Origin of the sequence: Polaromonas sp. CT11-55, assembly GCF_047303325.1 — a bacterium.
Taxonomy (GTDB): Bacteria; Pseudomonadota; Gammaproteobacteria; order Burkholderiales; family Burkholderiaceae_C; genus Polaromonas.
The window spans coordinates 103,868-126,219 of the sequence record NZ_JBKBEX010000004.1; the positions used below are offsets into that span (position 1 = coordinate 103,868).

The 22,352-nt window shown below is 62.6% G+C and carries 17 protein-coding genes; 11 read left to right on the forward strand and 6 right to left on the reverse strand.

Translation table 11 applies throughout. The annotated features are described in order from the left end of the window. Nucleotides 1-16 precede the first annotated feature (16 nt). The 10 genes from ACEN8I_RS05800 (at nt 17) to ACEN8I_RS05845 (ending at nt 13,070) form a co-directional block, all read left to right on the forward strand. Entirely contained in the window at nt 17-1,717 is a 1,701-nt protein-coding gene (locus ACEN8I_RS05800; protein WP_413327281.1) for an Hsp70 family protein, read from the forward strand. Then, nucleotides 1,717-3,771 (forward strand): hypothetical protein, encoded by a 2,055-nt coding sequence (locus ACEN8I_RS05805; protein ID WP_413327283.1) that lies wholly within the window; start codon nt 1,717-1,719, stop codon nt 3,769-3,771. Before ACEN8I_RS05800 ends, ACEN8I_RS05805 begins: the two co-directional genes overlap by 1 nt. A 406-nt stretch (nt 3,772-4,177) precedes the next feature. Continuing rightward, nucleotides 4,178-6,121 (forward strand): hypothetical protein, encoded by a 1,944-nt coding sequence (locus tag ACEN8I_RS05810; protein WP_413327285.1) that lies wholly within the window; start codon nt 4,178-4,180, stop codon nt 6,119-6,121. A gap of 41 nt (nt 6,122-6,162) precedes the next feature. After that, nucleotides 6,163-7,392 (forward strand): ABC transporter substrate-binding protein, encoded by a 1,230-nt coding sequence (locus ACEN8I_RS05815; protein WP_413327287.1) that lies wholly within the window; start codon nt 6,163-6,165, stop codon nt 7,390-7,392. Between the two features lie 423 nt (nt 7,393-7,815). Beyond that, a complete protein-coding gene (locus ACEN8I_RS05820; RefSeq protein WP_413327289.1) occupies nt 7,816-8,316 on the forward strand; it encodes a hypothetical protein in 501 nt (166 codons plus the stop codon). A gap of 493 nt (nt 8,317-8,809) precedes the next feature. Then, entirely contained in the window at nt 8,810-9,745 is a 936-nt protein-coding gene (locus ACEN8I_RS05825) for a 4-hydroxyproline epimerase (RefSeq protein ID WP_413327291.1), read from the forward strand. Then, the gene (locus ACEN8I_RS05830; protein ID WP_413327293.1) at nt 9,742-10,842 is read left to right on the forward strand and encodes an NAD(P)/FAD-dependent oxidoreductase; all 1,101 of its coding nucleotides are present in this window, start codon (nt 9,742-9,744) and stop codon (nt 10,840-10,842) included. Before ACEN8I_RS05825 ends, ACEN8I_RS05830 begins: the two co-directional genes overlap by 4 nt. A 311-nt stretch (nt 10,843-11,153) precedes the next feature. After that, nucleotides 11,154-11,960: a Crp/Fnr family transcriptional regulator gene (locus tag ACEN8I_RS05835; RefSeq protein ID WP_413327296.1), complete on the forward strand. Its 807-nt coding sequence runs from the start codon at nt 11,154-11,156 to the stop codon at nt 11,958-11,960. A 287-nt stretch (nt 11,961-12,247) separates the two neighbouring features. Continuing rightward, nucleotides 12,248-12,637: a hypothetical protein gene (locus ACEN8I_RS05840; RefSeq protein WP_413327299.1), complete on the forward strand. Its 390-nt coding sequence runs from the start codon at nt 12,248-12,250 to the stop codon at nt 12,635-12,637. Nucleotides 12,638-12,668: 31 nt separating this feature from the next. Then, nucleotides 12,669-13,070 (forward strand): hypothetical protein, encoded by a 402-nt coding sequence (locus ACEN8I_RS05845; RefSeq protein ID WP_413327302.1) that lies wholly within the window; start codon nt 12,669-12,671, stop codon nt 13,068-13,070. On the opposite strand, the gene ACEN8I_RS05850 is transcribed toward ACEN8I_RS05845, so the two are convergent. Then, on the reverse strand, nt 13,045-13,386 hold the full coding sequence (locus ACEN8I_RS05850; RefSeq protein WP_413327304.1) for a hypothetical protein: 342 nt from the start codon (nt 13,384-13,386) through the stop codon (nt 13,045-13,047). The two genes, ACEN8I_RS05845 and ACEN8I_RS05850, sit on opposite strands and share 26 nt — an antisense overlap. Before the next feature lie 411 nt (nt 13,387-13,797). On the opposite strand from ACEN8I_RS05850, the gene ACEN8I_RS05855 reads away from it, so the two are divergent. Continuing rightward, nucleotides 13,798-16,071, forward strand: coding sequence for a S1/P1 Nuclease (locus ACEN8I_RS05855; RefSeq protein ID WP_413327306.1), 2,274 nt, complete (start codon nt 13,798-13,800; stop codon nt 16,069-16,071). Between the two features lie 16 nt (nt 16,072-16,087). Here the strand turns inward: ACEN8I_RS05855 and ACEN8I_RS05860 are convergent, their stop codons facing one another. The 5 genes from ACEN8I_RS05860 to ACEN8I_RS05880 all read right to left on the reverse strand — a co-directional run bounded on the left by ACEN8I_RS05860 (nt 16,088) and on the right by ACEN8I_RS05880 (nt 22,350). Continuing rightward, nucleotides 16,088-17,221: a C45 family autoproteolytic acyltransferase/hydolase gene (locus ACEN8I_RS05860; RefSeq protein ID WP_413327308.1), complete on the reverse strand. Its 1,134-nt coding sequence runs from the start codon at nt 17,219-17,221 to the stop codon at nt 16,088-16,090. Between the two features lie 125 nt (nt 17,222-17,346). Continuing rightward, nucleotides 17,347-18,906 carry an ABC transporter substrate-binding protein gene (locus tag ACEN8I_RS05865; protein ID WP_413327310.1) on the reverse strand — a complete coding sequence of 520 codons (1,560 nt, stop codon included), beginning with the start codon at nt 18,904-18,906 and terminating at the stop codon, nt 17,347-17,349. A gap of 17 nt (nt 18,907-18,923) precedes the next feature. Then, nucleotides 18,924-20,591, reverse strand: a complete 1,668-nt coding sequence (locus ACEN8I_RS05870) for an ABC transporter ATP-binding protein (RefSeq protein WP_413327312.1) — start codon at nt 20,589-20,591, stop codon at nt 18,924-18,926. Next, a complete protein-coding gene (locus tag ACEN8I_RS05875; RefSeq protein WP_413327314.1) occupies nt 20,588-21,409 on the reverse strand; it encodes an ABC transporter permease in 822 nt (273 codons plus the stop codon). The genes ACEN8I_RS05870 and ACEN8I_RS05875 overlap by 4 nt, the downstream gene beginning before the upstream one ends. Then, complete coding sequence (locus tag ACEN8I_RS05880; RefSeq protein ID WP_413327317.1) at nt 21,406-22,350, reverse strand: ABC transporter permease; 945 nt, start codon at nt 22,348-22,350, stop codon at nt 21,406-21,408. The genes ACEN8I_RS05875 and ACEN8I_RS05880 overlap by 4 nt, the downstream gene beginning before the upstream one ends. Between the last annotated feature and the right edge of the window lie 2 nt (nt 22,351-22,352).

Sequence of the window (22,352 nt, forward strand, 5' to 3'; positions counted from 1 at the left end):
AACAAGCAGGAATCAAATGATAGTAGGAATCGACCTTGGAACAACCAACAGTTTGATCAGCGTGTTTAGGAACGGCCAAACGGAACTTATCCCCAACGCGCTGGGCCACCTATTGACGCCTTCTGCAATCAGCCTTGCCGACGACGGAATGATACTGGTCGGCCTTCCCGCCCGTGAAAGGCAAGCAACGCATTCCCATCTCACCGCAACTGCGTTCAAACGGTGGATGGGAACTGACCACAACATCAAGTTGGGCAAACAAAGTATGCGCGCCGAAGAACTCAGTGCGCTCGTTCTCAAAGCGCTGAAGGCCGATGCAGAGGCCTGGCTGGGGGAGTCTGTGACTGAAGCAGTCATCACCGTGCCCGCCTATTTCAATGATGTACAGCGCAAGGCGACGCAGGCGGCAGGCCGTCTGGCAGGCCTCAAGGTGGAACGTTTGCTTAATGAGCCGACGGCGGCAGGGCTGGCATATGGGCTGCAGGAACGCACGGACCACGCGACCTTTCTGGTGTTCGATTTGGGCGGCGGCACATTCGACGTATCCGTACTGGAATACTTCGATGGGGTTGTTCAGGTACGCGCAAGTGCGGGCGATACGCGATTAGGCGGCGAAGACTTTGTACAGGTATTGCGGGATTGGTTTATCGAAGCGGCTCCAGATCTGAATGCCAAGGAAAAAGCGGGTTTGGCTGAGGATGGCGCACTTTGGCACGCGGCCGAGCAGGCCAAGCGCGATCTTACGGAGCATGAAATGACGACCATGCGTCTGCAGTGTTTGGATCGAAGCGTCGTACTGGAATTGACACGTGCCGAATATGAGCGGCGTTGTGCCGGGCTGTTGCAGCGTTTGCGTCGGCCGCTGGAGCGCGCTTTGATGGATGCCAAGCTTGAACCGTCCAGCCTGACCGAAATTGTTCTAGTCGGCGGTGCCAGCCGCATGCCTATGATTCGCCAGATGGTTACGCGTTTGTTTGCAAGACTTCCTTTGCGGACCATTAATCCAGATGAGACAGTCGCGAGGGGCGCAGCGATCCAGGCGGCCCTAAAAGCCCGCGATGCAGCGCTTGATGAATTAGTCCTTACCGATGTCATGCCGTACTCACTGGGTGTGGTGGTTACAGAGGAAGTGGATGGGCGCCGATATGACGATCGTTTTTCCCCCATCATTGAAAGAAATACGGCGGTGCCCGTATCGCGTGTACAAACCTATTCCACGGTGCAGGACGGACAAACCCTGATTATTCTGGACGTACGCCAGGGTGAATCACCATTGGGCTCCGAGAACCTCCTGCTAGGCACACTTGAGGTCTCCATCCCTCCGAAGCCGCGCGGACATATTGGGGTAAATGTACGGTTCTCCTATGACGTGAATGGCTTGCTTGAAGTTGAAGCGCACGTTCCGGCGACAGGGAAAACGATTCAGAGTGTGATCCAGCGTAACGCGGACGTCATGACGGAAATCGAGATCAAGATAGCGCTCGAAAAAATTAAGGCGCTCAAAATCCACCCCCGCGACAAGCAGGAAAACGCGTATCTGATTGCACGGGCCAAGCGCTTGTACGAAGATCGGCTCGGTCGCGAGCGCCAGGATATCTCTCATGCTTTAACGCGTTTCGAAGCGCTGCTGGATTCTCAGGACGAGGTGTTGATACGTCAACATAACCGGGAATTCAAATCTTATCTTGACAGCATCGACAAGAGCTTCGTGTTGTGATGGTTTGGCAAATTCTGGGGATTGACCCCACTCATGACGTCATCACCATCAAAAAGGCCTATGCGGCGAAGTTGAAATTCACGCGTCCGGACGATGATCCCATCGCATATCAGCGGTTGCGTGAAGCTTATGAGCATGCGCTTGACCATGCCAAAGCAGTAGTCTCTACCGACTACCCGGGTGCAGAGCTTGCATTGCATCCAACGAATATCCCAACTAGCGGAAATGTTGATGTTGCCCCGTTCACCGATGAATGGGCGCTTGGTGCGACGCGGGCTGATCCTTCGGAAGACACTGGTTTTGAAACTGACTTTTCGTCTCCCATCAAGCCTCACGAGTCGCAAGCGCAGGGTGCAGACGAGCACTTTGAGCATCCACGTGACATCGTGAAGCGTGTTGCGGAACGCCTGCATTATCAGGATTCGGGCGAAAACTGGGCGACTGTGCAAGCCGAACTTGACCGCCTACCGCTCTCGTTGCTCCCCGAAGCCAATCGACTGTGTGCACAGTTTGTGATCGATACCGATGACTTGTCGCTGGAATTTGTTGAAGGGTTTACAGACTATTTTGGCTGGGGAAGCGATTTTCGATCGGCGCAGATGCTTGGATCGAAACGCAATCTGGAACTGGAGGAGCGGCTCAATCGCTGGGATGGAAGTTTTGCGCGAAAGACCGAGGTGCGGCAACGATACGCAGAAGTCCTTTCATTTGGACTTTTGGCGCAGCAGCCGAGCAGCTTTCGCTTGTATTTCCTCATGACGCTTGCCGCCGGTAAGGTGAGTCGTCTATGGGCGGAGTTGACGCAGCAGCAGCGCCTCGTTTTGGGTTTTAGCTTGAAGCAGGGGGTGCGCTTTAACAGAGCAGTCAATTTTGCCGGCTGGCTCCGGATTCTCGTTATTGCAGCCCTGTGCCTAGCCTTGCAGCGACTTAATACCTACCCTACATCCAATTGGATAACCGGGGTTTTGCTTTTCTGCATCATTGGGGCCGGCTTGTCATTGGCCTACGACTCTGGATCCCGGTGGGAAGCAGACGCCGTTGAAAACGCAGCAGCGAAGCAACGGATGTACCCCGCCACCAAGCACGACTGGTTTCTTCCAGTTTGGATGTTCATCGGTACGTTCGTCTGCCTGATCGTCGAACAGGATTTCCGGTCCGTAAGTCCGGTGGAGGGAACAACCCGCGATCTTGTTATATGCGGAGTGGTTCTTTTTTTCAGTTTGCCGCTGATCGCATTTCTGGGTAATGCTATTCCGTTGACTGTGAGACCGAAGATGGGTGCGACCGGTTCGATGCTGGCGGTCCTGGCGCTATGCGTGGCAGGCGCCAACTCTCTCCCTGAAGTCAATGAGCTGCATTGGACCGGCGTTTGCCTCGGAATAACGTGGTTCTTATTCACCCGGCTGGCTTACGTAGGGTATGGCTCCCGCATTGAAGCTCGGTGGCTGGCGATATCTGAGAACATCAAGCAGCAGAGACTGCTTGGCAATACAAAGGGGTGGGACGAGGTTTATCCGAAGCTCCTCCTGGCGGTCAGATTGACTCTGGGTTTCCCCTATCTCCTGATGCATCTGGCCGCGAGGCAATCGGCACGTCTCGTAATCGCCATTTCAATCCTGACGCTGGTGGCGGTACCCTATCGCTCCAACGACTGGCGCGTTCCGATCTCGATGGCTATTGCAGGCCTCTTCGTCCTCACTCACGATTTATATGCTGGTTTTGCAGTCCGCGCGCTGACTGGTTTGCGTACGGATGCATGGAAAGAAAGGCTGAAAATTTCGGCCTTCACTGCCTGGCTTGTTTGGGTGCTGCTATATATGCGAGCCACACCGGCGATCCTAGGTGCCATTCACATCCGAACGCCGGGGAATGGACTTACGAGTGTTTGGACGGATATATTGTTTACTGTCCTGCTGCCTTCTCTTGTTGCAACCCTTGTTTGGCGCATCGCATCAACTCTCGCGCCGTGGGGTCGGGTTTTGAATCTCAAAGTTTTAAACCCGGTAATCAATTACCTTTGTCGCGTCTACGATAAGAATAGGAAATCTCGTTAGAGTGGCAGCTGTGGAACGCCCTCAAAATCCGATTCAGTCGGCGTGGTAATTTCCACCCAGACCTGAATCACATGGGCCAGACCCTGCTAGTTTGCGGACATGGTTGATGGGATTTGTGACATTAAGTTAGCGCAACTCTTCCAGGTGGAGCGCTGATTGGATTCATTCAGTGATGCGGTGTTCCAAAGCGCGGACCTCATTTAGGCCGGCATACGCGGCATACGGGCCACTTCACAAGAACGAGACTCCTCTATTTGTAGGAGACGCCCCAGCCCCTCACCCACCTGACAAACGTCACAAACTGTTTAGTCAGGGCCGCGCCCCCCAAAGCCAGTATCAATCACCTTGTCAAAGCCATTAGCGAGGCGTATCTTGCAAGGCAAACAAGCACCGCAGGGAGACAACGGTGATGAAGATACCGAGCTTTCACGCCAGGTCGATTCGCGCCCACCTGTTCTGGACCTATGCCGCGCTGGTGACGGTGCTGGTGGTCGCGCTGATGGCGCTGGCGGAGCTGGCGGCCAGCCGCATTGTGTTTGACGGCGCGCAGCGCGAGCTGGAGCAGCTGGGCCGGCGCACGCAGGAGCAGCTGCTGCGCTTCCAGGAGCCGGCGCGCGCCTGGCTGGAGGCGACCGCCAACGACCCGCATGCGGGGCTGGAGGGCGAGAACGACATTTCGGTGCTGCGCATGCAGATGTCCATGCAGCAGCGCTATCCGCAGATCGGCTCGCTGGTGTTCGGCTACCCGGACGGCAGCTTCCAGCAAAACATGGTGCTGCGCAGCGCGCGCGACCGGGCCTGGGCCAAGTCGCTGCCGGAGGCGCGTTATGCGCAGCAGATCATCCGGGTGGACGAGCGGCAAAAACGTGTCGAAGAATGGGTGTTCTACGACCAGCAGATGACGGCGATCGCGAGCCAGCGGCGGCCCTGGGGTGAGCGTTACGACCCGCGCGAGCGCCCCTGGTACCAGGGCGCGAGCGAACTCAACCTGGGCAGCTTCCAGGCGACCGATCCTTTTGTGCTGAAGGTGCCGGAGGAGTTCGGCATGGCGCTGTCGCTCCCGCTCAGCGGCGCCCGGGGTGGCGTTGCGGCGGCGATGTTCACGGTCGGGGGCCTGTCGGATTTTTTGCATGCACGCGGCGAGGAAAGCCATGCCGAGCTGATTTTGTTTGATGCGCAGGGCCGGGTCTGGGGCTGGTCGCAGGCCGAGCGGCTGCGCCGCCTGCTGGGTTCGGGCACGCCGCTGAGCCTGTCGGCTTTGAGCGATCCGCTGTACGGCTCGCTGCAAAAGCTGGTGGCGGAGGGTGCATCGCAGGACACGCCCATCCATTCACTCGAAGGTGCGGGGGGCCAGCGCTTTGCGGCGGTGGTGATGCCCATTGAGGGCGTGTTCAACCACAAGGCTTATGTGGCGCTGGTGTCGGACCAGAACCTGTTGCTGGCGCAGGTGCGGCGCATGCGCTGGATGCTGCTGGGGGTGGGCGTGGCCGGGTTGCTGATGCTGATGCCCATGCTGTTCTGGATGGCCAACCGGCTGGCGACGCCTTTGAAGAACCTGGTGCGCTCGGCCAAGCACATTCGCGAGTTCGAGTTCGACAGCGACATTCCGCAGGACAGCGATATTTCGGAAGTGCGGCGCCTGCAGGAATCGCTGGCGATGGCGCGCATCGCGCTGCAGGGTTTCTCGCGTTATGTGCCGCGCCCGCTGGTGAAGCATTTCATTGCCAACCGCCTGACGCCGCAGGCCGGCGTGGAGCAGCGCGAGCTGGCGGTGCTGTGCGCCGCGCTGGACGAGCAACACGCCACGGCGGTGAGCTGGTCGCCGCATGCCGATCATTACTTGCAGATATTCGCGGTGGAGGTGGCGCAGGGCAAGGGGATGATGGACCGTTATGAAAGCTGCACTGCGGTGGCGCTGTGGAACACGCCGCTGAATGTTTCGAACCCCGCGGGCTATGCCTGCGAGGCGGCGCTGCGCGCGGTGGACGCAATGCAGGCGCTGGCCGAGGGGCTGAACACGGCGGTGAAGCCACCGCGCTTCGGCCTGGATTTCGGCAGCGCCACGGTGGGCAATTTCGGCACCTGGGACCACCTGACGTTTACCGCAGTGGGCGCACCGCTGGACAATGCGCGCGCGCTGGCGCGGCAGGCGAACGCGCTGGGGCTGAACGTCGCGGCCAGCCGCTCGGTGGCGCTGGCGGCGTCGCGCTACTTCCGCTTCCGGCTGGCGGCCACGGTGCCGCTGGGCCCGCGCGGCGAGCTGCATGAGGTGTATGAACTGGTGGAGCGGATCGTGCATGAAGCCGATGCGAAACACGTCCGGGCGAGCGAGCCGGCGACGGTGGCCTAGGCTTCACGGCGGGTCTTCACCGGGCTGAAAGAGAGGTTGCCATGAACAGCGTACCGATGTGGACACGCAGGCGCTGGCTGCGCCGGGGCGCGGGCCTGGCGGCCTCGCTCGGGGTCGCCGGCATGGCGCGCGCGCAGGCCGGCAGGCCCTTCACGATGTCCTACGGCTGGGTTCCGTGGGCGGCGGGCAATTCGCCGGTCACGCAACACATGATCAGCAAGCGGCTGATTGAAAAATACGCAGTGGAGTTCGGCTACGACCTGACCATGGACTACCGGACCTACCCCGCGGCCGCGCCGCAGGTGGATGCCCTGGCCGCGGGCCAGCTCGACATGGCGATGTGGGGCAACACGCCGACGATACGCGCCATCGTGGCGCAGCATCCTTTCAGCCTGGTGTCGGTGGCGGAGGGGCGGTTGCGGTTTTTGCTGTGCACGCGCAAGGATTCGCCCATCCGCAATGTGCAGGACCTCAAGGGCAAGACGGTGGGCACGCTGGTGGGCGCGGATCCGTACAACGCGTTCACGCAGATCCTGCGCTATGAACTGGGCAACCCGGACCCGGCCGCCCACGGCATACGCATGGTGCACCTGCCGACCCTGCCCGAGGCGGCGCAGGTGCCGGCCGGCATGGATGCCACGCTGGCCGTCTACCCGGCCTTCCTGAAGGCGCAGGCGACGGGCACGGTGGCCATCATGAATTCCTACGGCTACACGGAGAGCCATTACGACGGGCCGGAAGGCAAGGGCGCGGGCATCCTGCTGCCCTCGGTGAAGAACTCGCCTTTTTATCCGGACGGCTACTACCTGCACCGGTCGTTTCGCATCGTGCACAACAGCCTGGTGGAAAAGCACCCCAACCTGGTGCTGGCTTTTCTGCTGGCGCAACAGGAGGCCGTGGGCGTGCTCAGCGAGGCTGACCCCGGCGTGGTGTCGCAGCTGGTCAAGTCCTACTGGGGCCTGTCGCCGGCGGAGGGCGCCAAGGTGGTTCGCGACGAGGTGGTGTTCCGCCGCGGCTGGGCCTGGTCGACCGAAGGCGACGCGCTGTCCCTGCTCGCGACCTCCAAAATGATTGCCGGCGCCAGGATCATTCCTGAGCCGCTCAATTGGGCGCAGGTCAAAAGTGTGTTCGTCAAGACCGCGCCTGTGGTCAAGCTGGCCTACGACAGGCTGGGCGCGAAACCGGCGCTCGCGGAGTTCCAGAGCGCGCGGGTCGGCGACCTGCGGGGCCTGCCGTCGTGGGAAATGCAGCGCTGGAAGGACAGGGCCTAGCCGGGGCGCTGTTCGTTCGCCTGTTCGTTCGGGCGCCAAAAAAAAGCCCCTGCAGTGGAGGTCACTGCAGGGGCTTGAACTGCTTGACAGCAGCCTTGTTTGGGATGAAAACAAGGAACGCCAGAGCGTCGCGGTCATTGTAAAAATCATGCTGGCGTGGGCAAGCCAACAATGTGTTTCTGCGGACATTTGTTGTTGATCAGTGGCCTGAACATTCGCACGACCCTCTTTATTGATCTCTCGTTTCTCTCAATACCTCCCGGGCGGAGCAAAAAAATTTGCGATTTCCAACAAGCTTTGCCCACGCGTAGACAAAGTCCTCTCTACGTCCCGGCGTTCTCGCGGACACTGCGGCGACGCTGTCCAGGTGGTTCCGCATCTACCTTGCGAAACCCGCACCTGGCCTCGACGAAGGGGACCCTCATGAGTGCCAGAGACGCTTTTGAATTCAGTACATTGCACAGAGGAATCGGCATTAGCGTGCTACTGGTGGATTTCCACCCGCTCGCTGTCGAGGACTTTTACAGCCGCCTGGAAATGCTGTCCGATTCGAGGCTGATCATGCGTGTGGACAACACACCTTTGATGGGCGCGCGATGGATGCTGGAGACCTTCCGGCATCGCCTGGTATTCGTCCGCCTGCGCGAGCAGCATATGTGCGGCATCCGCGCCGAGGCAATGGAGGCCTTCCTGGAGCAACTGGCGGTGTCTGCGGCCGTCACCGTCATTCCCATCGTCAGCAAGCGAGCCGTCATAGACCACTTTCGCCGCCATCTCGGTGCGGCCAGCCCGATGTACCTCGGCGCTTCCTTTGCGCAAGAGGACCTTCTGAATATTCTGGGCGCATACGCTTTTTCCCAACCTGCCCTGCACCGGATCTCGAGGGTGAGCGCGCCCCGGGAACTGAGCCCCGCAGGGCTGTAAGCGCGCCCGGGCCGGCACGCCTTGGGCCCTCGTGGCCGGCTTCACGCCGGAAATCGTCCTAAGCCGGCCATCATTGCCTGCATACCGTTCTTCCGGCGCGGCCTTTGCATTGGCCTGTGGCAAATAGCAGGCCCTGTTCCCGCGCCGGGGCGCCCAATAACGGCGCGCCCCGGTTCACCCCCGCACCGTTCCCATCACTTCAGCGCCGGGTCGCCGGCCTTGCCTGCAACGCGATTGGAGCGGTTTGGCAAGCTGTTTGATACCCTGTAAAGTCTGCTTTAATATCTCGTTAATATATTAATATTGGGTTAAAGCGGATCCCTGCTGTTTGGGATTCGCTCTCGAGCGAAGGTTGGCCGGGCTCTTGTCCAGCCGTCGTGTCCCAAGGCGGATGCTCTGCGTATCGGCCCCTTCGAATGGCTGAAGGGGTCGAAGCGGCAGAAGAAGTAAGCTCATCAGTAAGCTCATCACTGAACATCACAGGCTTGAAAACATGAAACGAATCAAGGTCATTGACTCCCACACTGGCGGCGAACCCACTCGCCTGGTTGTGGAAGGTTTTCCCGATCTGGGCGGCGGCAGCATGGCCGAGCGGCGCGCTTTGCTGGCGCAGCGGCACGATGACTGGCGGGCCGCCACCGTGCTGGAGCCGCGCGGCAGCGACGTGGTGGTGGGGGCGTTGCTGTGCAAACCGGTGGACCCGGCCTGCGCCGCGGGCGTGATCTTTTTCAACAACACCGGCTACCTGGGCATGTGCGGCCACGGCACCATAGGCCTGGTGGCCTCGCTGGCGCATATGGGCCTGATAGGGCCAGGCGTGCACCGCATCGAAACGCCGGTAGGCGAGGTCACGGCCACGCTGCACGGCGACGGTTCGGTGAGCGTGCGCAATGTGCCCGCCTGGCGGCACCTGCGCCAGGTGGCCGTCGAGGTGCCGGGTTACGGCACGGTGCGCGGTGATGTGGCCTGGGGCGGTAACTGGTTTTTCCTGGCGAGCGAACACGGCCAGCGCGTGGCCAGCGACAGCCTGGAGGCCCTTACCGCGTACAGCGTGTCGCTGCGCGAAGCACTGGTGGCCCAGGGCATTACGGGCGCCGGCGGCGCGGAGATCGACCATATCGAGCTCTTCGCGGACGACGACGGCGGCGCGGACAGCCGCAACTTTGTCCTGTGTCCCGGCAAGGCCTACGACCGTTCGCCTTGCGGCACGGGCACCAGCGCCAAGATCGCCTGCCTGGCCGCCGACGGCAAGCTTGCGCCCGGCGAGGTCTGGCACCAGGCGAGCATCATCGGCAGCCGCTTCGAGGCCAGCTACGCCGAGGAGGAAGGCCAGGTCATCCCGACCTTGCGCGGGCGCGCCCACATGAGCGCCGAGGCGACCTTGTTGATCGAGGACGGCGATCCCTTTGCCTGGGGCATACGCCTGTGAATGCCGACGTGATCGTGGTGGGCGCCGGCATCGTGGGCGCGGCCTGCGCGCATGAGCTCGCGCGTGCGGGGCTCAGCGTGCTGGTGCTGGACGCCGGCCTGGGCGGCGCCACGCAAGCCGGCATGGGCCACCTGGTGGTGATGGACGACAACCCGGCGGAGCTGACGCTCAGCCATGAATCGCTGAAGCTCTGGCATGAGTGGGCGCCGCGCATGAATGCCGATTGCGCTTTCGCTACCTGCGGCACGCTGTGGCTGGCCGCCAACGACGCCGAAATGTCCGTCGCCGAAGAAAAACGGCGCCGACTGCAGGCCCACGGCGTCGCTTGCGAACTGCTGGGCTCCGCCGCGCTGGCCGCGACGGAGCCGGTGCTGCGCCCGGGCCTGGCCGGGGCGCTCAAGGTCGGCGGCGATAGCGTGGTGTATGCGCCCAATGCCGCGCGCTGGCTGCTTGCGCAGGCACCGCGCGCCATCGTTTTTGAGCAGGCAGAAGTCGCCGCCATCGAGGGATCCCGCGTGCGCCTGGTGGACGGCAGTTGGCGCAGCGCCGCCGCCGTGCTGCTGGCCGCGGGCATAGAGGCAAGCCGCCTTTGTCCCGACCTGCCGATACGTCCCAAGAAGGGCCACCTCGCAATCACCGACCGCTATCCGGGCACGGTGCACCACCAGCTGGTTGAACTCGGCTATATCAGCAGCGCGCATAGCAGTGACGGCGCATCGGTGGCCTTCAACGTCCAGCCGCGCCCGACCGGCCAGCTGTTGATAGGTTCCTCGCGCCAATTCGACACCACCGACCCGGCGGTGGAAGCGCCCATGCTCGCGCGCATGCTGGGCCGTGCGCTGGACTACCTGCCGGCGCTGGCCGGCCTCAATACTGTGCGCACCTGGACGGGGTTTCGGGCGGCCACGCCGGATGGCCTGCCCATCATCGGCCGCCATCCGCGGCAATCGGGCCTGTGGCTGGCGGTGGGCCATGAAGGCCTGGGCGTGACCACGGCCCCAGCCACGGCGCGCCTGCTGGCAACGCAACTCAGCGGCGCGTCGTTGCCATTCGACGCCGCACCCTTTGGCATGGAGCGCTTCCCGGCGCCCGCATGACCACCGCGGCGAGCCGGCCCGCAAGCGGCCGCGTATCGCCGCCTTGGCGACTCACCTGAAATGCTCGCGGCCCGGCGTGTTGGCCGCCGCTCTCGTCGCACAAGCCGGTGGATCGCTTCTGCCCGTTTTGTCGAGAGGGCGGGTCGTGCGCTCGACAGTGAATCAATTTGGGAAAAATTACCCAGAAAAAAACGCCGAGATTGCCTTTCTGCGGACAGTGTTCCTTTCGATTGTTCATGAGCGGCCTATGCTCGCGTCATCGTTGCCCCGGGGGCGCCATCGATGGCTACCCGGCCCCAGAGGGCTTATCGATGTTGTTGACCTTAAGGGGGGCAAGGGTGTCTGGCGCATATATCTATCAGTTGCTGACGGGTTTGGGAATCACTGAGCGATTCGCGCTTCAAATTTTGTCCCGCGTGAAGATGACGGCCTTCGTTGCGGGCGATGTCATCTGGCCGAAAGGCGGCCAGGTGGCCGCATGGACCTACATCGTGTCGGGCCTGGTGGGTGCCAGCGTACCTCTCCAGGAGGGCGACTGCATCCAGGTGAATATCTATGGCCCCAGGACCTGGTTTGGCGAAGAGCCCTTGCTCAACCGCTACCCCTCGTCCTTGGACTACGTATGCTTGACCCCGGTTCGTGCGGTGTGCCTGCCGGCGGCCGACGCGCTGGCGGCATTTCGGGATGAGCCGGAATTCGCCCGCTACATGGCGCTGCTGATGGCCTGGCGCAGCCGACAACATTCGGAGATGATTGCCCTCATGAAGCAGGGCAGCCCGCCGCTGCGAGTGGTCATGGGCCTGGCGCTGTTCGCCGAGGCGCTGTACTACAACTCATCGCGGCCACCGACGCGCGGTCTTGAAGGAACGTCCGTGCAAATTCCGGTCAAGCAAACAGTCATTGCATCCGTGTGTGGTGTATCGCGCAGCGTCTTCTCCGATGCCGTGCACCATCTGGTCACGGCCGGCTGGTTGCGCGTGAACTACGGCATGCTGGAGTTGCGCTCGCTGGAGACCTGGCTGAAGTTTTCCCGCAGACACCGGCAGGCCCGCATGAACATCACCAAGCCGACACTGGAAGAACTCATTGCGCTGATGCGGCAGGCCGCGTCGTCTTGACCGCCGCCGGCGGGGCGGTGCCTGGATAAATCGCCACAGATTGTCTTGGTAAAGACAATTTCGCCCGCTCCGCCTCTTTCGCAAAACTATGCTTGATTCCTATGTCGTGTACCTGTTCGCCACCGCAGACCTGCATGGGCTCGGAGGGCGCAAGGGAAGGGCGAGGCGGATGCCCATGAATGCAGTTGTACCGGTGGCAATGCCGAAGGACGGTCCACGAGACCAATCGCCGGCGCGGAGCTGCCGCCCGCAAGCATGGCGCCTTTACAGAACTCGGGACTTCACTTATGACACACGCCAGCCTTGCCGTCATGCCCCCAGATTTTTCTTCCCCGGTGTCCTCGGCCGCATCCGAATCCAGGCTGCTTCGCGAAGCCAGTCGCGCCTATGCGGACAAACGTTGGGCTGAGTGCGCGCAACTTGTGCAACAGGTCTTGGCGACGCGGCCGCGGTCGGTGGCGGCGGATGACTGGTTGAACCTCGGTTCGGCCCTGGACCAGCCGCAGCGGCCCGACCTGGCCGGGCGCGCCGACCAGGTCTACCGCAAGGCGCTGGCTTTGGGGCCGACACAGAAAGACGCAGTGCTGAGGCAATTGGCGGCCTTGCGCAAGCTCTGCCTTCCCATTTCACTCTCCTTTAGCCTGTGCTGGCCGCACTGGGTGATTCGTGGATTTTGATGAAAGTTTTAACAATGAAAAGAAGGTGGACATGAGCAAAGTCGACCGTGAGGATAGCTGGCTTCTTTTTGTGGCCGTGGTGGCGTTGGCAGTGTTTGTCGTGTGGAAATTTGCGGCCTACCTGGGCCTGGACATGGCCGTGGCAGGCCCTGTGCTGGCGCGCCTGGCCGTGCTGGTGGTACTCACGGGGCTTTCCTGGAGACTCGCAAGCGATATTCCCCCATTGGGCCCGAAGGCCGTCTGGCCTTTCCTGCTGGCACTGTTGTGGCTGTGCTGGTGGCCGGCACTGGATTTCTGGGCCGCCAAGGAATTGGCGTCATCCTCTTACGAGGAGACGCTGCCATGGTGGGCCGCCTGGTACACCAAGTGGGGCCTTCTGGTGGGCTTGGTCGCGTTGGGTTACCTGGTCAAGAAAGCTTTTGGCCGCTACTGAAATTCCCCAATGCCTGGTTTGGCCCCGGCCTGTTTCTTGTGAACATCGCGTCAAACTTTCTTTTCTGCAGTGCCCGCTGCTCATGTTGCCAGCGCAGGCGGAATTTCTCCGCCTGGATCTCAAGCTCCGCGGCCTGCCGGCGGTGGGACCTGGCAAGGCTGTCCAGTTTGATGTAACAAGCTTGCCAGTAAACGGCTCTTTCGGCCTTGGACTTGCGCTGCCTTTTCATCATTCGCCAGCCGATAACGGCAACGACGAAATACAGTGCGAAAGGCAGATAAATTGACATCGCATGGGGTGCGTAGATGGCTTCCATGTCATTCACCTTCTGATGTTTGCCCGGCCACAACTGCCGGTGGTGGCGGGATTTGACTTTCGTCCGCCGTGTATCGAAGCGGATCGCTTGAATACACATGCGGGCCACAGGGTCTGGGACGCCGCGAGTGGCCCATGTGCTTCGGGTTTTGCCCTGGATTTCGTACGCATGGCTTTGACTTGGCTGTAACTTGAATGATCTCGCAATGTCGCCAGAAAGACATTGTTTTGGCCATGCTTTTTTTGCATCGCTTGTTTTATTGCTTGCATTGCCCTGCTGAAGAGGGCCCGGACATACCCGCGTCACAAAGCCCGGTGAAGCTGGTTTTCTCCTCTTATTGGAGGATTGATCAGGCCGTTTTCGCTGCGCACAATGCCTGCAGGCCTGAGCCTCACCACACGGAGGAATTCCATGGACATCCTGAGCAGCCAGAACAGCTATAGCAGCCTTTCCGTGCGCGACCTCCTGGACGCGCGCAACCAGTTCCATGTGCACATGCTCAACAAGCGCAACGTGGTGGGCACGGCGGTGGGCTTGTACCTGATACGGCGCAGCGACCCCTGGCCCGACGCGAAAAACCCGGTCAAAAAATCCGCAGGCAAAAAGAAAGTGGAACGCACTTTCGCCAACTCCGAGGTGCGGCCCTATTCCTGGCCCTGCATGCTGGTGATGGTGGATGAATGGGTGGAAGAGAAAGCCTTTTCCAGCAGCAAACTGCACCCGCAGGACATGGTGCCCAAGATGCTTTATTTACCCGACGGCCGCGTGGTGCCTGTCTGTGTCGTCAAGGTTGAGCCGCAGGCCCCGGCCACCAAGCCGCTGCCCTCCTGGATCTGGCCCGAGGCGGCCATAGGAGGCGGCTTTCCGCTGCTGATCCGCAACCAGGGCCTGCTGCGAACGGCCAGCGCCGGCTGCCTGGTCAGCGACGGCCACACGATTTATGCACTGACCAACCGCCATGTCTGCGGCGAGCCCGGTGAGCCCGTGCATGCGCGGCTGCGCGGCGAAGAAGTCGAAATCGGCCATGCCTCCGAGCGCCAGCTCACGCGCTTGCCCTTCACCGAGGTCTATCCGTCTTTTGCGGGCAAGCAGACTTATTTGAACCTGGACGTCGGCCTGGTCGAGGTCGACGACGCCCGGGACTGGACCAGCAGTGTCTACGGCATAGGCGAGGTGGGCGCGCTGGCGGACCTCAATGAGCAGAACCTGGGGCTGCAGCTGATAGACCATCCGGTATCCGCCTTCGGCGCGGCTTCCGGCCATCTGGAGGGGCGCATCAAGGCGCTGTTTTACCGCTACAAATCGGTGGGCGGTTATGACTACGTCGCAGACCTGCTGATCGCGCCGCAGGAAGGCAATCACCAGACACAGCCGGGCGACTCCGGCACGGTCTGGCATCTCAAGTCGGAAGAAGAGAAAGACAGCAAAGGCGTGCCGGGCAAGGTGTCCTACCGGCCACTCGCGGTGGAATGGGGCGCGCAGACTTTCAGCGTCGACGGCGGGGCTTACAACTTCGCGCTGGCGACCAACCTCAGCAATGTCTGCAAGCTGCTGGACGTGGAACTGGTGTCGGCCCACAACACGGCGGCCCAACCCTATTGGGGTGCGACCGGCCACTACAGCATAGGCAATGTCGCGGTCGGCCAGGTCAAGGACAAAAAGCTCGCCAAGCTGCTGGCGGCCAATGCGCTGCGCATCAGCTTTGACCGTACCGACATCGCGCCCGGCAAGATCAACGAGGCGCTCAAGGACACGACGGGTTTTATCGCCCTGGCCGACGTGCCCGACGTGATCTGGAAAAAGCAGCCCGGCAAGGTCAAGGGCGGGCGCGACACCGGTTTTAACAGCGGGCCGGAACACCCCACCCACTACGCCGACATTGACATCCCAGGCCCCAACGACGGGCCCAGCCTGCGCGAGCTGTGCATGCAGGACACCGACAGGGTGGCGGTGGAATACTGGCAGGGCTTTTATGACAGCGTGGGTTCCACCGCCTCCAAGTCGCGCGGCTGCCTGCCGTTTCGCGTCTGGCAGTTCTACGACGCCATGGTCGGCTATGTCGAGAAGAAGGACTATGCGAGTTATGTGGCCGCGGCGGGGCTGCTGGCGCACTATGTGGGCGATGCCTGCCAGCCGCTGCACGGCTCCTTCCTGGCCGACGGCTACCAGGACCAGGCCACCGAAGGCGTCACCAGCACCGGCAAGCCGAAGAAGGACTGGCCCGCCAAAGGCGTGCATTCCATCTACGAAACCAAGATGATTGACGCCAAGGCCGCCGAGCTGTTCGAGGCCATCGACAAGGTGCTGGCCAAGCCGGCCGCCGCGCTGGCCAAAATTGACGAAGGCCGCAAGGCCGCGGTTGCCACCGTCAAGCTCATGGACGACGTAGCCCGGCTGATCCCGCCTTCAGAGATATGCGACGCCTATGTTGAACTTGGCGAGGGCGCCTCGCGCGCAGTGATAGACGGCCTGTGGGAACAATTCGGCGCCAACACGGCCAAAGTCATGGCCCTGGGCATACGCAACCTGGCCCACATCTGGGAAAGCGCCTGGATCGAGGGCGGCGGCGACAGCGCCAAGAGCGCGGACATGGTGGAGTTCTCCGAAGCCGAGATCCGCAAGCGCTATGTCAACCCTAAGTTCGTCCCTTCGCTGGACCTGGACCAGCTGGCCGCTGTGCTCTAGGTCATGGAGAGCTGTTTCAGGCTGCGGAAAGCCGCGGCTCCTGCGTCAGGCTGTAGCAGGTGAACACGCGGTTCAGTGCCGGCAGGGGCGCGACTTCCATCTCGCCGGCGGCGGGCTCCATGATGACCATGGCCACCGAGGCCGAGAGGTTGTCATGGCTGCCCAGGCGCGGCGGGCGGCAGACGGAATAAGGCAGGCCGAAGTCGTCAAAAAAAGCGTTCTTCAAATCCTGGCGGCTCAGCTTGTCCTTGGCATTGAGCAGCTTGCGCACGCGCCAGTCGCGGTAGTGGCTGTCGGGTGACTGGGAAATGCCCATATCCACGAGCTTGCTCAGTGCGACCGGGCTCATCCAGTGGTTGGCGTGCACGATCAGGTTGTCGGCGCCCGGGTAGATCGGGAAGGACTCGTTGGTCGTGCATTCGAAGTCGATGCCGAAGCCCTGGGCCATGCCCAGCATGAGGTTGTTGGAGCAGGACTTGGGCGTGGCCGCAACGGCCTTCATGGCCAGCGAAAAAATCTCCTGCTCCAGCACCTTGCGGCGTATCAGCGAAAGTGGCACGCCCAGCTGCTTGAAGTCGCGGTCCGATTCCAGGTAGTTGGCGGTGATGGACACACCCGCGCTGTTAAAGCCGCTGCGGGCCAGCCCGCCGGCCTCGACAAAGGTCAGGAAGTCGGGGCCGTTGTCGTTGCGCACGCGCAGCACGACGGCGGTTTCGACGCATTCGGCGCGCCAGTCCCAGTTCTGCCCGTGCAGCAGGTTGCCGTTGGCCGAACGCTCGGGCAGTATCAGCGCGCCGGTGCAGCCGTCACCGGGCTCCTTGTCGGCCTGCTGGACTTTCTCGGCGCGCGCCTTGGCCAGCACCTCGGTGCGGGCATTGATCATCACGATGTCCTGGAAGTCCACGCCCGCGCCTTCGGCGATGCCGCGCATCTCGTCGATGTAGTGGGGCGCGAAGTCGCCGATCTCCTTGGCGAAGAAGTCGATCAGGCGCGCGCGCGCCTGATCGCTGTAGCCCAGGTTGACCAGGGTCTGGCCGTAGAGGCGCGCGCTGCCGCGCACCCGGCCGGCGGCCTGGCGGCCGTACTGCAGGCCGCGCTCACGCGGGCTGCCGGAAACCGAGATAAAGGGAAACTGTTCGATGTTTGCCATGTGTTGCGCTGCCCGTAAAGAGTGTCGGAAGAAGTGCCAGGAGGCGATAGTGGTCGCCGCGAGGCGTGCCTGTCCATGCCTTGCGCGCGCTGCGCATCAAGGCGAGTGAAAGAGGATGCTGAAAATTACTTGCCGGCCAGCTTGGTGTTCCAGAGCAGCGGCTTGCCTTCCCACACCGTGAAGCCGGACACGCGCTTGCGCACGGCCCAGGAATCGGTCACGTTGTAGAGGATGACCAGCGGCGTCTTGGCGAGCATCATGGTGTGCAGTTGGTCGAACAAGGCCTGGCGCTTTTTCGGGTCGGCTTCGGCAAAGCTCTGGTCTATCAGCTTTTGCGCAGCCGGGTCGTCCCAGACCTTGCGCGGCTGCTTGGCCTTGTTGCCCGAGAACTGCTCATAGCTCAGGGCCGGATCCAGGCGCGAGGAATAGGTGAAGGAGCTCAGCTGGTAGTTGCCGCTGTTGTAGCGGTCCAGCTGGGTCGCCCATTCGAGCACCTCGATCTGCGCGTTGATGCCCACGGCCTGCATCATGGCCTGGCTCATCACCGCGACCGAGAAGCTGGGCACGTGGGCGCGCTTGTTGGCCTGGATCACGATGGGCTGGCCCTTGTAGCCGGCTTCCTTGAGCAGTTGTTTGGCCTTGGCCGGGTCGTAGCGATAGCCTTTTTTCTGCGTCGCGCTGTAAAAGGCCGATGTTCCCTGGATGGCCGAGTTGTTGACCTTGGCCAGGCCTTCGGACGAGGCAGCGACCAGCTGGTTCATGTCCAGCGACAGCGCGATGGCCTGGCGTATGCGTTCGTCTTTCAGCAACGGATCGTTGGTCTGCATCAGCAGCGTGTTCTTGCCCGCGTCGACGGCACCGACCACCGTGAGGTTTTTATTCGCCTTGAGCTCCTGCACGTCGGAAGAGGTGATCTGGCCGGCGTCGATGGCGCCGGACTGCAGGCCGGCCTTGGAGGTCGACATGTCGGGCACGGTCAGGAACTTGACCTGCTCGACCAGCGGTTTTTTGAGGCCCAGGTAGCCGTCGGGTTTGGTGCCGGGAGGTGACTGGTAATCGGCAAAGGCGCTCAGGGTCACGTACTCGCCGCGCTTCCATTCCTCGAACTTGAAGGGACCGGTGCCAATGGGCTTGTCCCAGCTGCCGTCTTCCTTGACGGATTTTTTGTTCAGCACGGCCGTCATACCGCAGTCGGTGCGCGCCAGGTTGTCGAGGAAGACGGCCGAGGGGCGGTCCAGCTGCATGACCACGGTTTGCGCATCGGGCGCGGTGACCGAGGTCACTTTGACACCGGAGCGGCCGTCGAACTCGCTGAGGCAGCGCCAGTCGGTTTTCGGGTCCATGTAGCGTTTCCAGCTCCACAGCACGTCGGCCGAAGTCATGGGCTCGCCATTGTGAAACTTGATGTTGGTGCGCAGCTTGAAGATATAGGTCAGGCCGTCGGGGCTGGTGACGATGGAGCGCGCCAGCAGCGGGCCTATGGTGCCGTTCTCGTGGTGGGCGACCAGGCCTTCGACGATGTTGAGCACCACGCCGTCAGTGGTGTTGTCGCGGTTCACGCCCGGGTTGGTCGAGCGGATGTCGGCGGGCTGCGCGACCACGATTTGCGCGGGCGCCTGGGCCTGGGCCGCGGCGCAGGCCGCCAGCGCGGCGGCACCCAGAAAATTCAATCGCAGGGAAAGCATCAAAAGCTCCTTAAAAATCAGGCTGGAATGGGGTTCATGGCCGAGGGCGCGTCGGCATCGTCAAAACGCCACTTGAGCTGCATGCCGCCCTGCCCGGTGGGCGTCAGCGCGGGAATCGCGGAAAGCAGTTTGCGTGTGTAGGCATGCTGCGGGTGGTCGAAGACCTCGTCGCGGCTGCCTTGCTCGATGATGCGGCCGGCTTGCATCACGACCACGCGATCGGCCACCTGCTCGACCACGCCCAGGTCGTGGCTGATAAACAGGCAGGCAAAGCCGTGGCGCTCCTGCAGCTCGGCCAGCAGCGCCAGCACCTGGGCGCGCACCGTGACGTCCAGGGCCGACACCGGCTCGTCGGCGATCACAAAGGCCGGCTCGCGTATCAGCGCGCGGGCAATCGCCACGCGCTGGCGCTGGCCGCCCGAGAGTTCATGCGCATAACGCGCCGCATGCTGGGGCTGCAGCCCGACTTCGTCCAGCATTTTGGCCACGCGCGCTTGCCGCTCGGCCGCCGTCAGGCCGGGCACCAGGCGCAGGCCTTCGCCGACCAGCTGGCCAATGCTCATGCGCGGATTGAGGGACGAATACGGGTCCTGGAAAACCATCTGGCAATTGAGCCGGTAGTCCAGCCAGCCCGCGTCGCGGCGGGTGATGGCATGGCCACGGAAACGGATGTCGCCCTCGGTGGGTTTGATGAGGCCGGCAATTGCGCGACCCAAGGTGGTCTTGCCAGATCCAGAGCCGCCCACCACCGCGACGATCTCGCGCGGGCGCACCACCAGGTCTATGCCGTGCAGCACGCGCTTGGCGGCGGACCTGGCGAACAGGCTGCGCTTGCCGGGGTAGTCGACGACAAGATGGCGCACCTCGATGACGGGCTGTTCGTCGGCAATCGTACGCGCGGCTTGCCGTCGTGGAATGGCTTCGAGCAGCTTGCGTGTGTAGTCCTGCTGCGGACCGGCCAGCATGGCGGCCGTGTCGCCGGCTTCGACGACCTCGCCCTGCTGCATGACGATCATGCGCTGGGTGTAGCGCGCGACCATGGGCAGGTCGTGGCTGATCAGCAGCACGGCAGTGTTGTGTTCGCGCGTGAGCCCGACCATGAGCTCCAGCACGTCGCGCTGCACCAGCGCGTCCAGTGCCGTGGTCGGTTCGTCGGCGATCAGCAGCGCCGGCTCCAGCAGCATGACCGAGGCCAGCATCATGCGCTGGCGCATGCCGCCTGAAAATTCATGCGGCCACGCGCTGAGCGCGGCCTGCGGGTCGCTGATGCCGACGCGCGCGAGCATGGCCAGGGCCTTGTCGCGGCGCGCGGCCGGCGACAGCTCGGGCCGGTGCAGGGCCAGGCCTTCGTCAAGCTGGCGGCCTATGGTCATCGAAGGGTTCAGCGAAGTCATGGGTTCCTGGAACACCATGCCTATGCGCGCGCCGCGCAGCTTGCGCAAGCGTGCGTCGCCCACCGCCGCCATGTCTTCTCCTTCAAACAGGATGCGGCCCGCACTGCGCACCAGCGGCGGCGGCGTCAGGCCCATGATGGCGCGCGCGGCCTGGGTCTTTCCGCTGCCCGATTCGCCGACGATGCCGACGATTTCGCCGGGCGCGACGGTAAACGACACATTGCGCACGATTTCGCGGCCGCCCTTGCCGATGGAAAGGCTCAGACCGGAGACATCCACCAGTTGCGTCATTCGATGCCCCTCATGCGCGGATCCAGCAGGTCGCGCACCGCGTCGCCCAGGAAATTGATGCCCAGCAGCGTGAGCGCGATGCACAGGCCCGGGAAGATGGAAAGGTAAGTCGCCTGCGCCATGAAGGGCCGAGCCGCGGCCAGCATATTGCCCCAGGTCGGCGCCGGCGGCGGCACGCCCAGGCCCAGGAAGGACAGCGCGCTTTCCGCGAGGATGACCCAGCCGAACATCGAGGTGGCCAGCACCGTGAGCGGTGCCACGCAGTTGGGCAGCACGTGGCGGAACATGGTGTAGAGCTCCGAGTTGCCGAGTACGCGCGAGGATTCGATGAACTCCTTTTCGCGCAGCGACATCACCGTGCCGCGCACGATGCGCGTGACGGACGGCGTATAGGCCAGGCCCAGCGCCAGGATGATGCCGTACTTGTTGGCGCCGAGGACCGCCAGCAGCGCCAGCGCCAGCAGCAGGCCGGGGAAGGCCAGCAGGGCGTTGATGAAGGCCATGATCACGCGGTCGGTCCAGCCGCGCACAAAGCCGGTCAAAACGCCGATGGCCGTGCCCACGGTGATGGAAAACAGCACCGTGAGGAAGCTGATCCACATGCTGTTGGAGGCGCCCGCCATCAGTCGCGAAAGTTCGTCGCGGCCGAACTCGTCGGTGCCCAGCCAGTAAGTGGCGCTGGGCGGCTTCAGGCGCGCCATGAAGTTGATCTTCAGCGGCTCATGCGGCGTCCAGAAGAAGGCCAGGACGGCCGCCGCGAGGATGATGCCCACGATGGCCAGGCCTATCAGCGCCTGCGGGCTTAAAAACTTTTTCATTCCGCGAGCACCCTGGGGTCGAAGATCGGATAGCAGAGGTCAATTACCAGGTTGGTGACCACATAGATCACGCCCACCAGCAGCAGGCAGCCCTGGATCACCGGGTAGTCGCGCGCGAAGATGGCGTCGACCAGCAGGCGGCCCAGGCCGGGAATCGTGAACACGGTCTCGACCACGGCCACGCCACCCAGCAGGTTGCCCAGCACCAGGCCTATCAGGGTCCAGGTCGGGCCGAAGGAGTTGCGAAAGGCGTGGTGCACCAGCACGGCGCGCTCGGAAAGTCCCTTGGCGCGCGCATGGGTGATGTAGTCCAGCCGCAGCACCTCCAGCGTGCTGGCCCTGGCCATGCGGATCAGCACGCCGATTTCATGCAGGAACAGCGTGAGTATCGGCATCAAGAGGTAAAGCAGGCCGGACTTCCAGTCGCTCATGACCGAGACATAACCGACCACCGGCAGCCATTCGAGCTTGAGGCCGAAGAACAGCAGCAGCAACAGGCCCAGCCAGAAGGTGGGAATCGAGACCAGCAAGGTGGCCGCGCCGACCAGCATCAGGTCGGGCAGGCGGTTTTGCTTCCAGGCGGCGATCATGCCGGCGGGCACCGCGACCAGGGTGGCGAAAAACACCGCCACCAGCACGATTTGCGCGCTGACTGCAAAGCGGCTCAGCACCAGCTGCAGCACCGGCTCGCCGGTGGTGATGGACACGCCCAGGTCGCCGCCCAGCACATGGCGGCCCCAGATGCCGAACTGCACCGGCCAGCTTTTGTCCAGGCCGAGCTGGGCGCGCAGGTCGGCCAGGCGCACCGGGTCGGCCAGGTCGCCCAGCAGCAGTTGGGCAGGGTCGCCGGGAATCAGCCGTATCAGCACAAACACCGCGACCGCCACGATCAGCAGGGTCGGTATCGCCATCACCAGGCGGGCCAGCGCGAAACGTAGCATGG

Coding starts and splice junctions, on each gene's coding strand:
- ACEN8I_RS05800 (WP_413327281.1), top strand. CDS start 17: ATGATAGTAGGAATCGACCTTGGAACAACCAACAGTTTGATCAGCGTG.
- ACEN8I_RS05805 (WP_413327283.1), top strand. CDS start 1,717: ATGGTTTGGCAAATTCTGGGGATTGACCCCACTCATGACGTCATCACC.
- ACEN8I_RS05815 (WP_413327287.1), top strand. CDS start 6,163: ATGAACAGCGTACCGATGTGGACACGCAGGCGCTGGCTGCGCCGGGGC.
- ACEN8I_RS05820 (WP_413327289.1), top strand. CDS start 7,816: ATGAGTGCCAGAGACGCTTTTGAATTCAGTACATTGCACAGAGGAATC.
- ACEN8I_RS05825 (WP_413327291.1), top strand. CDS start 8,810: ATGAAACGAATCAAGGTCATTGACTCCCACACTGGCGGCGAACCCACT.
- ACEN8I_RS05835 (WP_413327296.1), top strand. CDS start 11,154: ATGTTGTTGACCTTAAGGGGGGCAAGGGTGTCTGGCGCATATATCTAT.
- ACEN8I_RS05840 (WP_413327299.1), top strand. CDS start 12,248: ATGACACACGCCAGCCTTGCCGTCATGCCCCCAGATTTTTCTTCCCCG.
- ACEN8I_RS05845 (WP_413327302.1), top strand. CDS start 12,669: ATGAGCAAAGTCGACCGTGAGGATAGCTGGCTTCTTTTTGTGGCCGTG.
- ACEN8I_RS05850 (WP_413327304.1), bottom strand. CDS start 13,386: ATGGAAGCCATCTACGCACCCCATGCGATGTCAATTTATCTGCCTTTC.
- ACEN8I_RS05855 (WP_413327306.1), top strand. CDS start 13,798: ATGGACATCCTGAGCAGCCAGAACAGCTATAGCAGCCTTTCCGTGCGC.
- ACEN8I_RS05860 (WP_413327308.1), bottom strand. CDS start 17,221: ATGGCAAACATCGAACAGTTTCCCTTTATCTCGGTTTCCGGCAGCCCG.
- ACEN8I_RS05865 (WP_413327310.1), bottom strand. CDS start 18,906: ATGCTTTCCCTGCGATTGAATTTTCTGGGTGCCGCCGCGCTGGCGGCC.
- ACEN8I_RS05870 (WP_413327312.1), bottom strand. CDS start 20,591: ATGACGCAACTGGTGGATGTCTCCGGTCTGAGCCTTTCCATCGGCAAG.
- ACEN8I_RS05875 (WP_413327314.1), bottom strand. CDS start 21,409: ATGAAAAAGTTTTTAAGCCCGCAGGCGCTGATAGGCCTGGCCATCGTG.
- ACEN8I_RS05880 (WP_413327317.1), bottom strand. CDS start 22,350: ATGCTACGTTTCGCGCTGGCCCGCCTGGTGATGGCGATACCGACCCTG.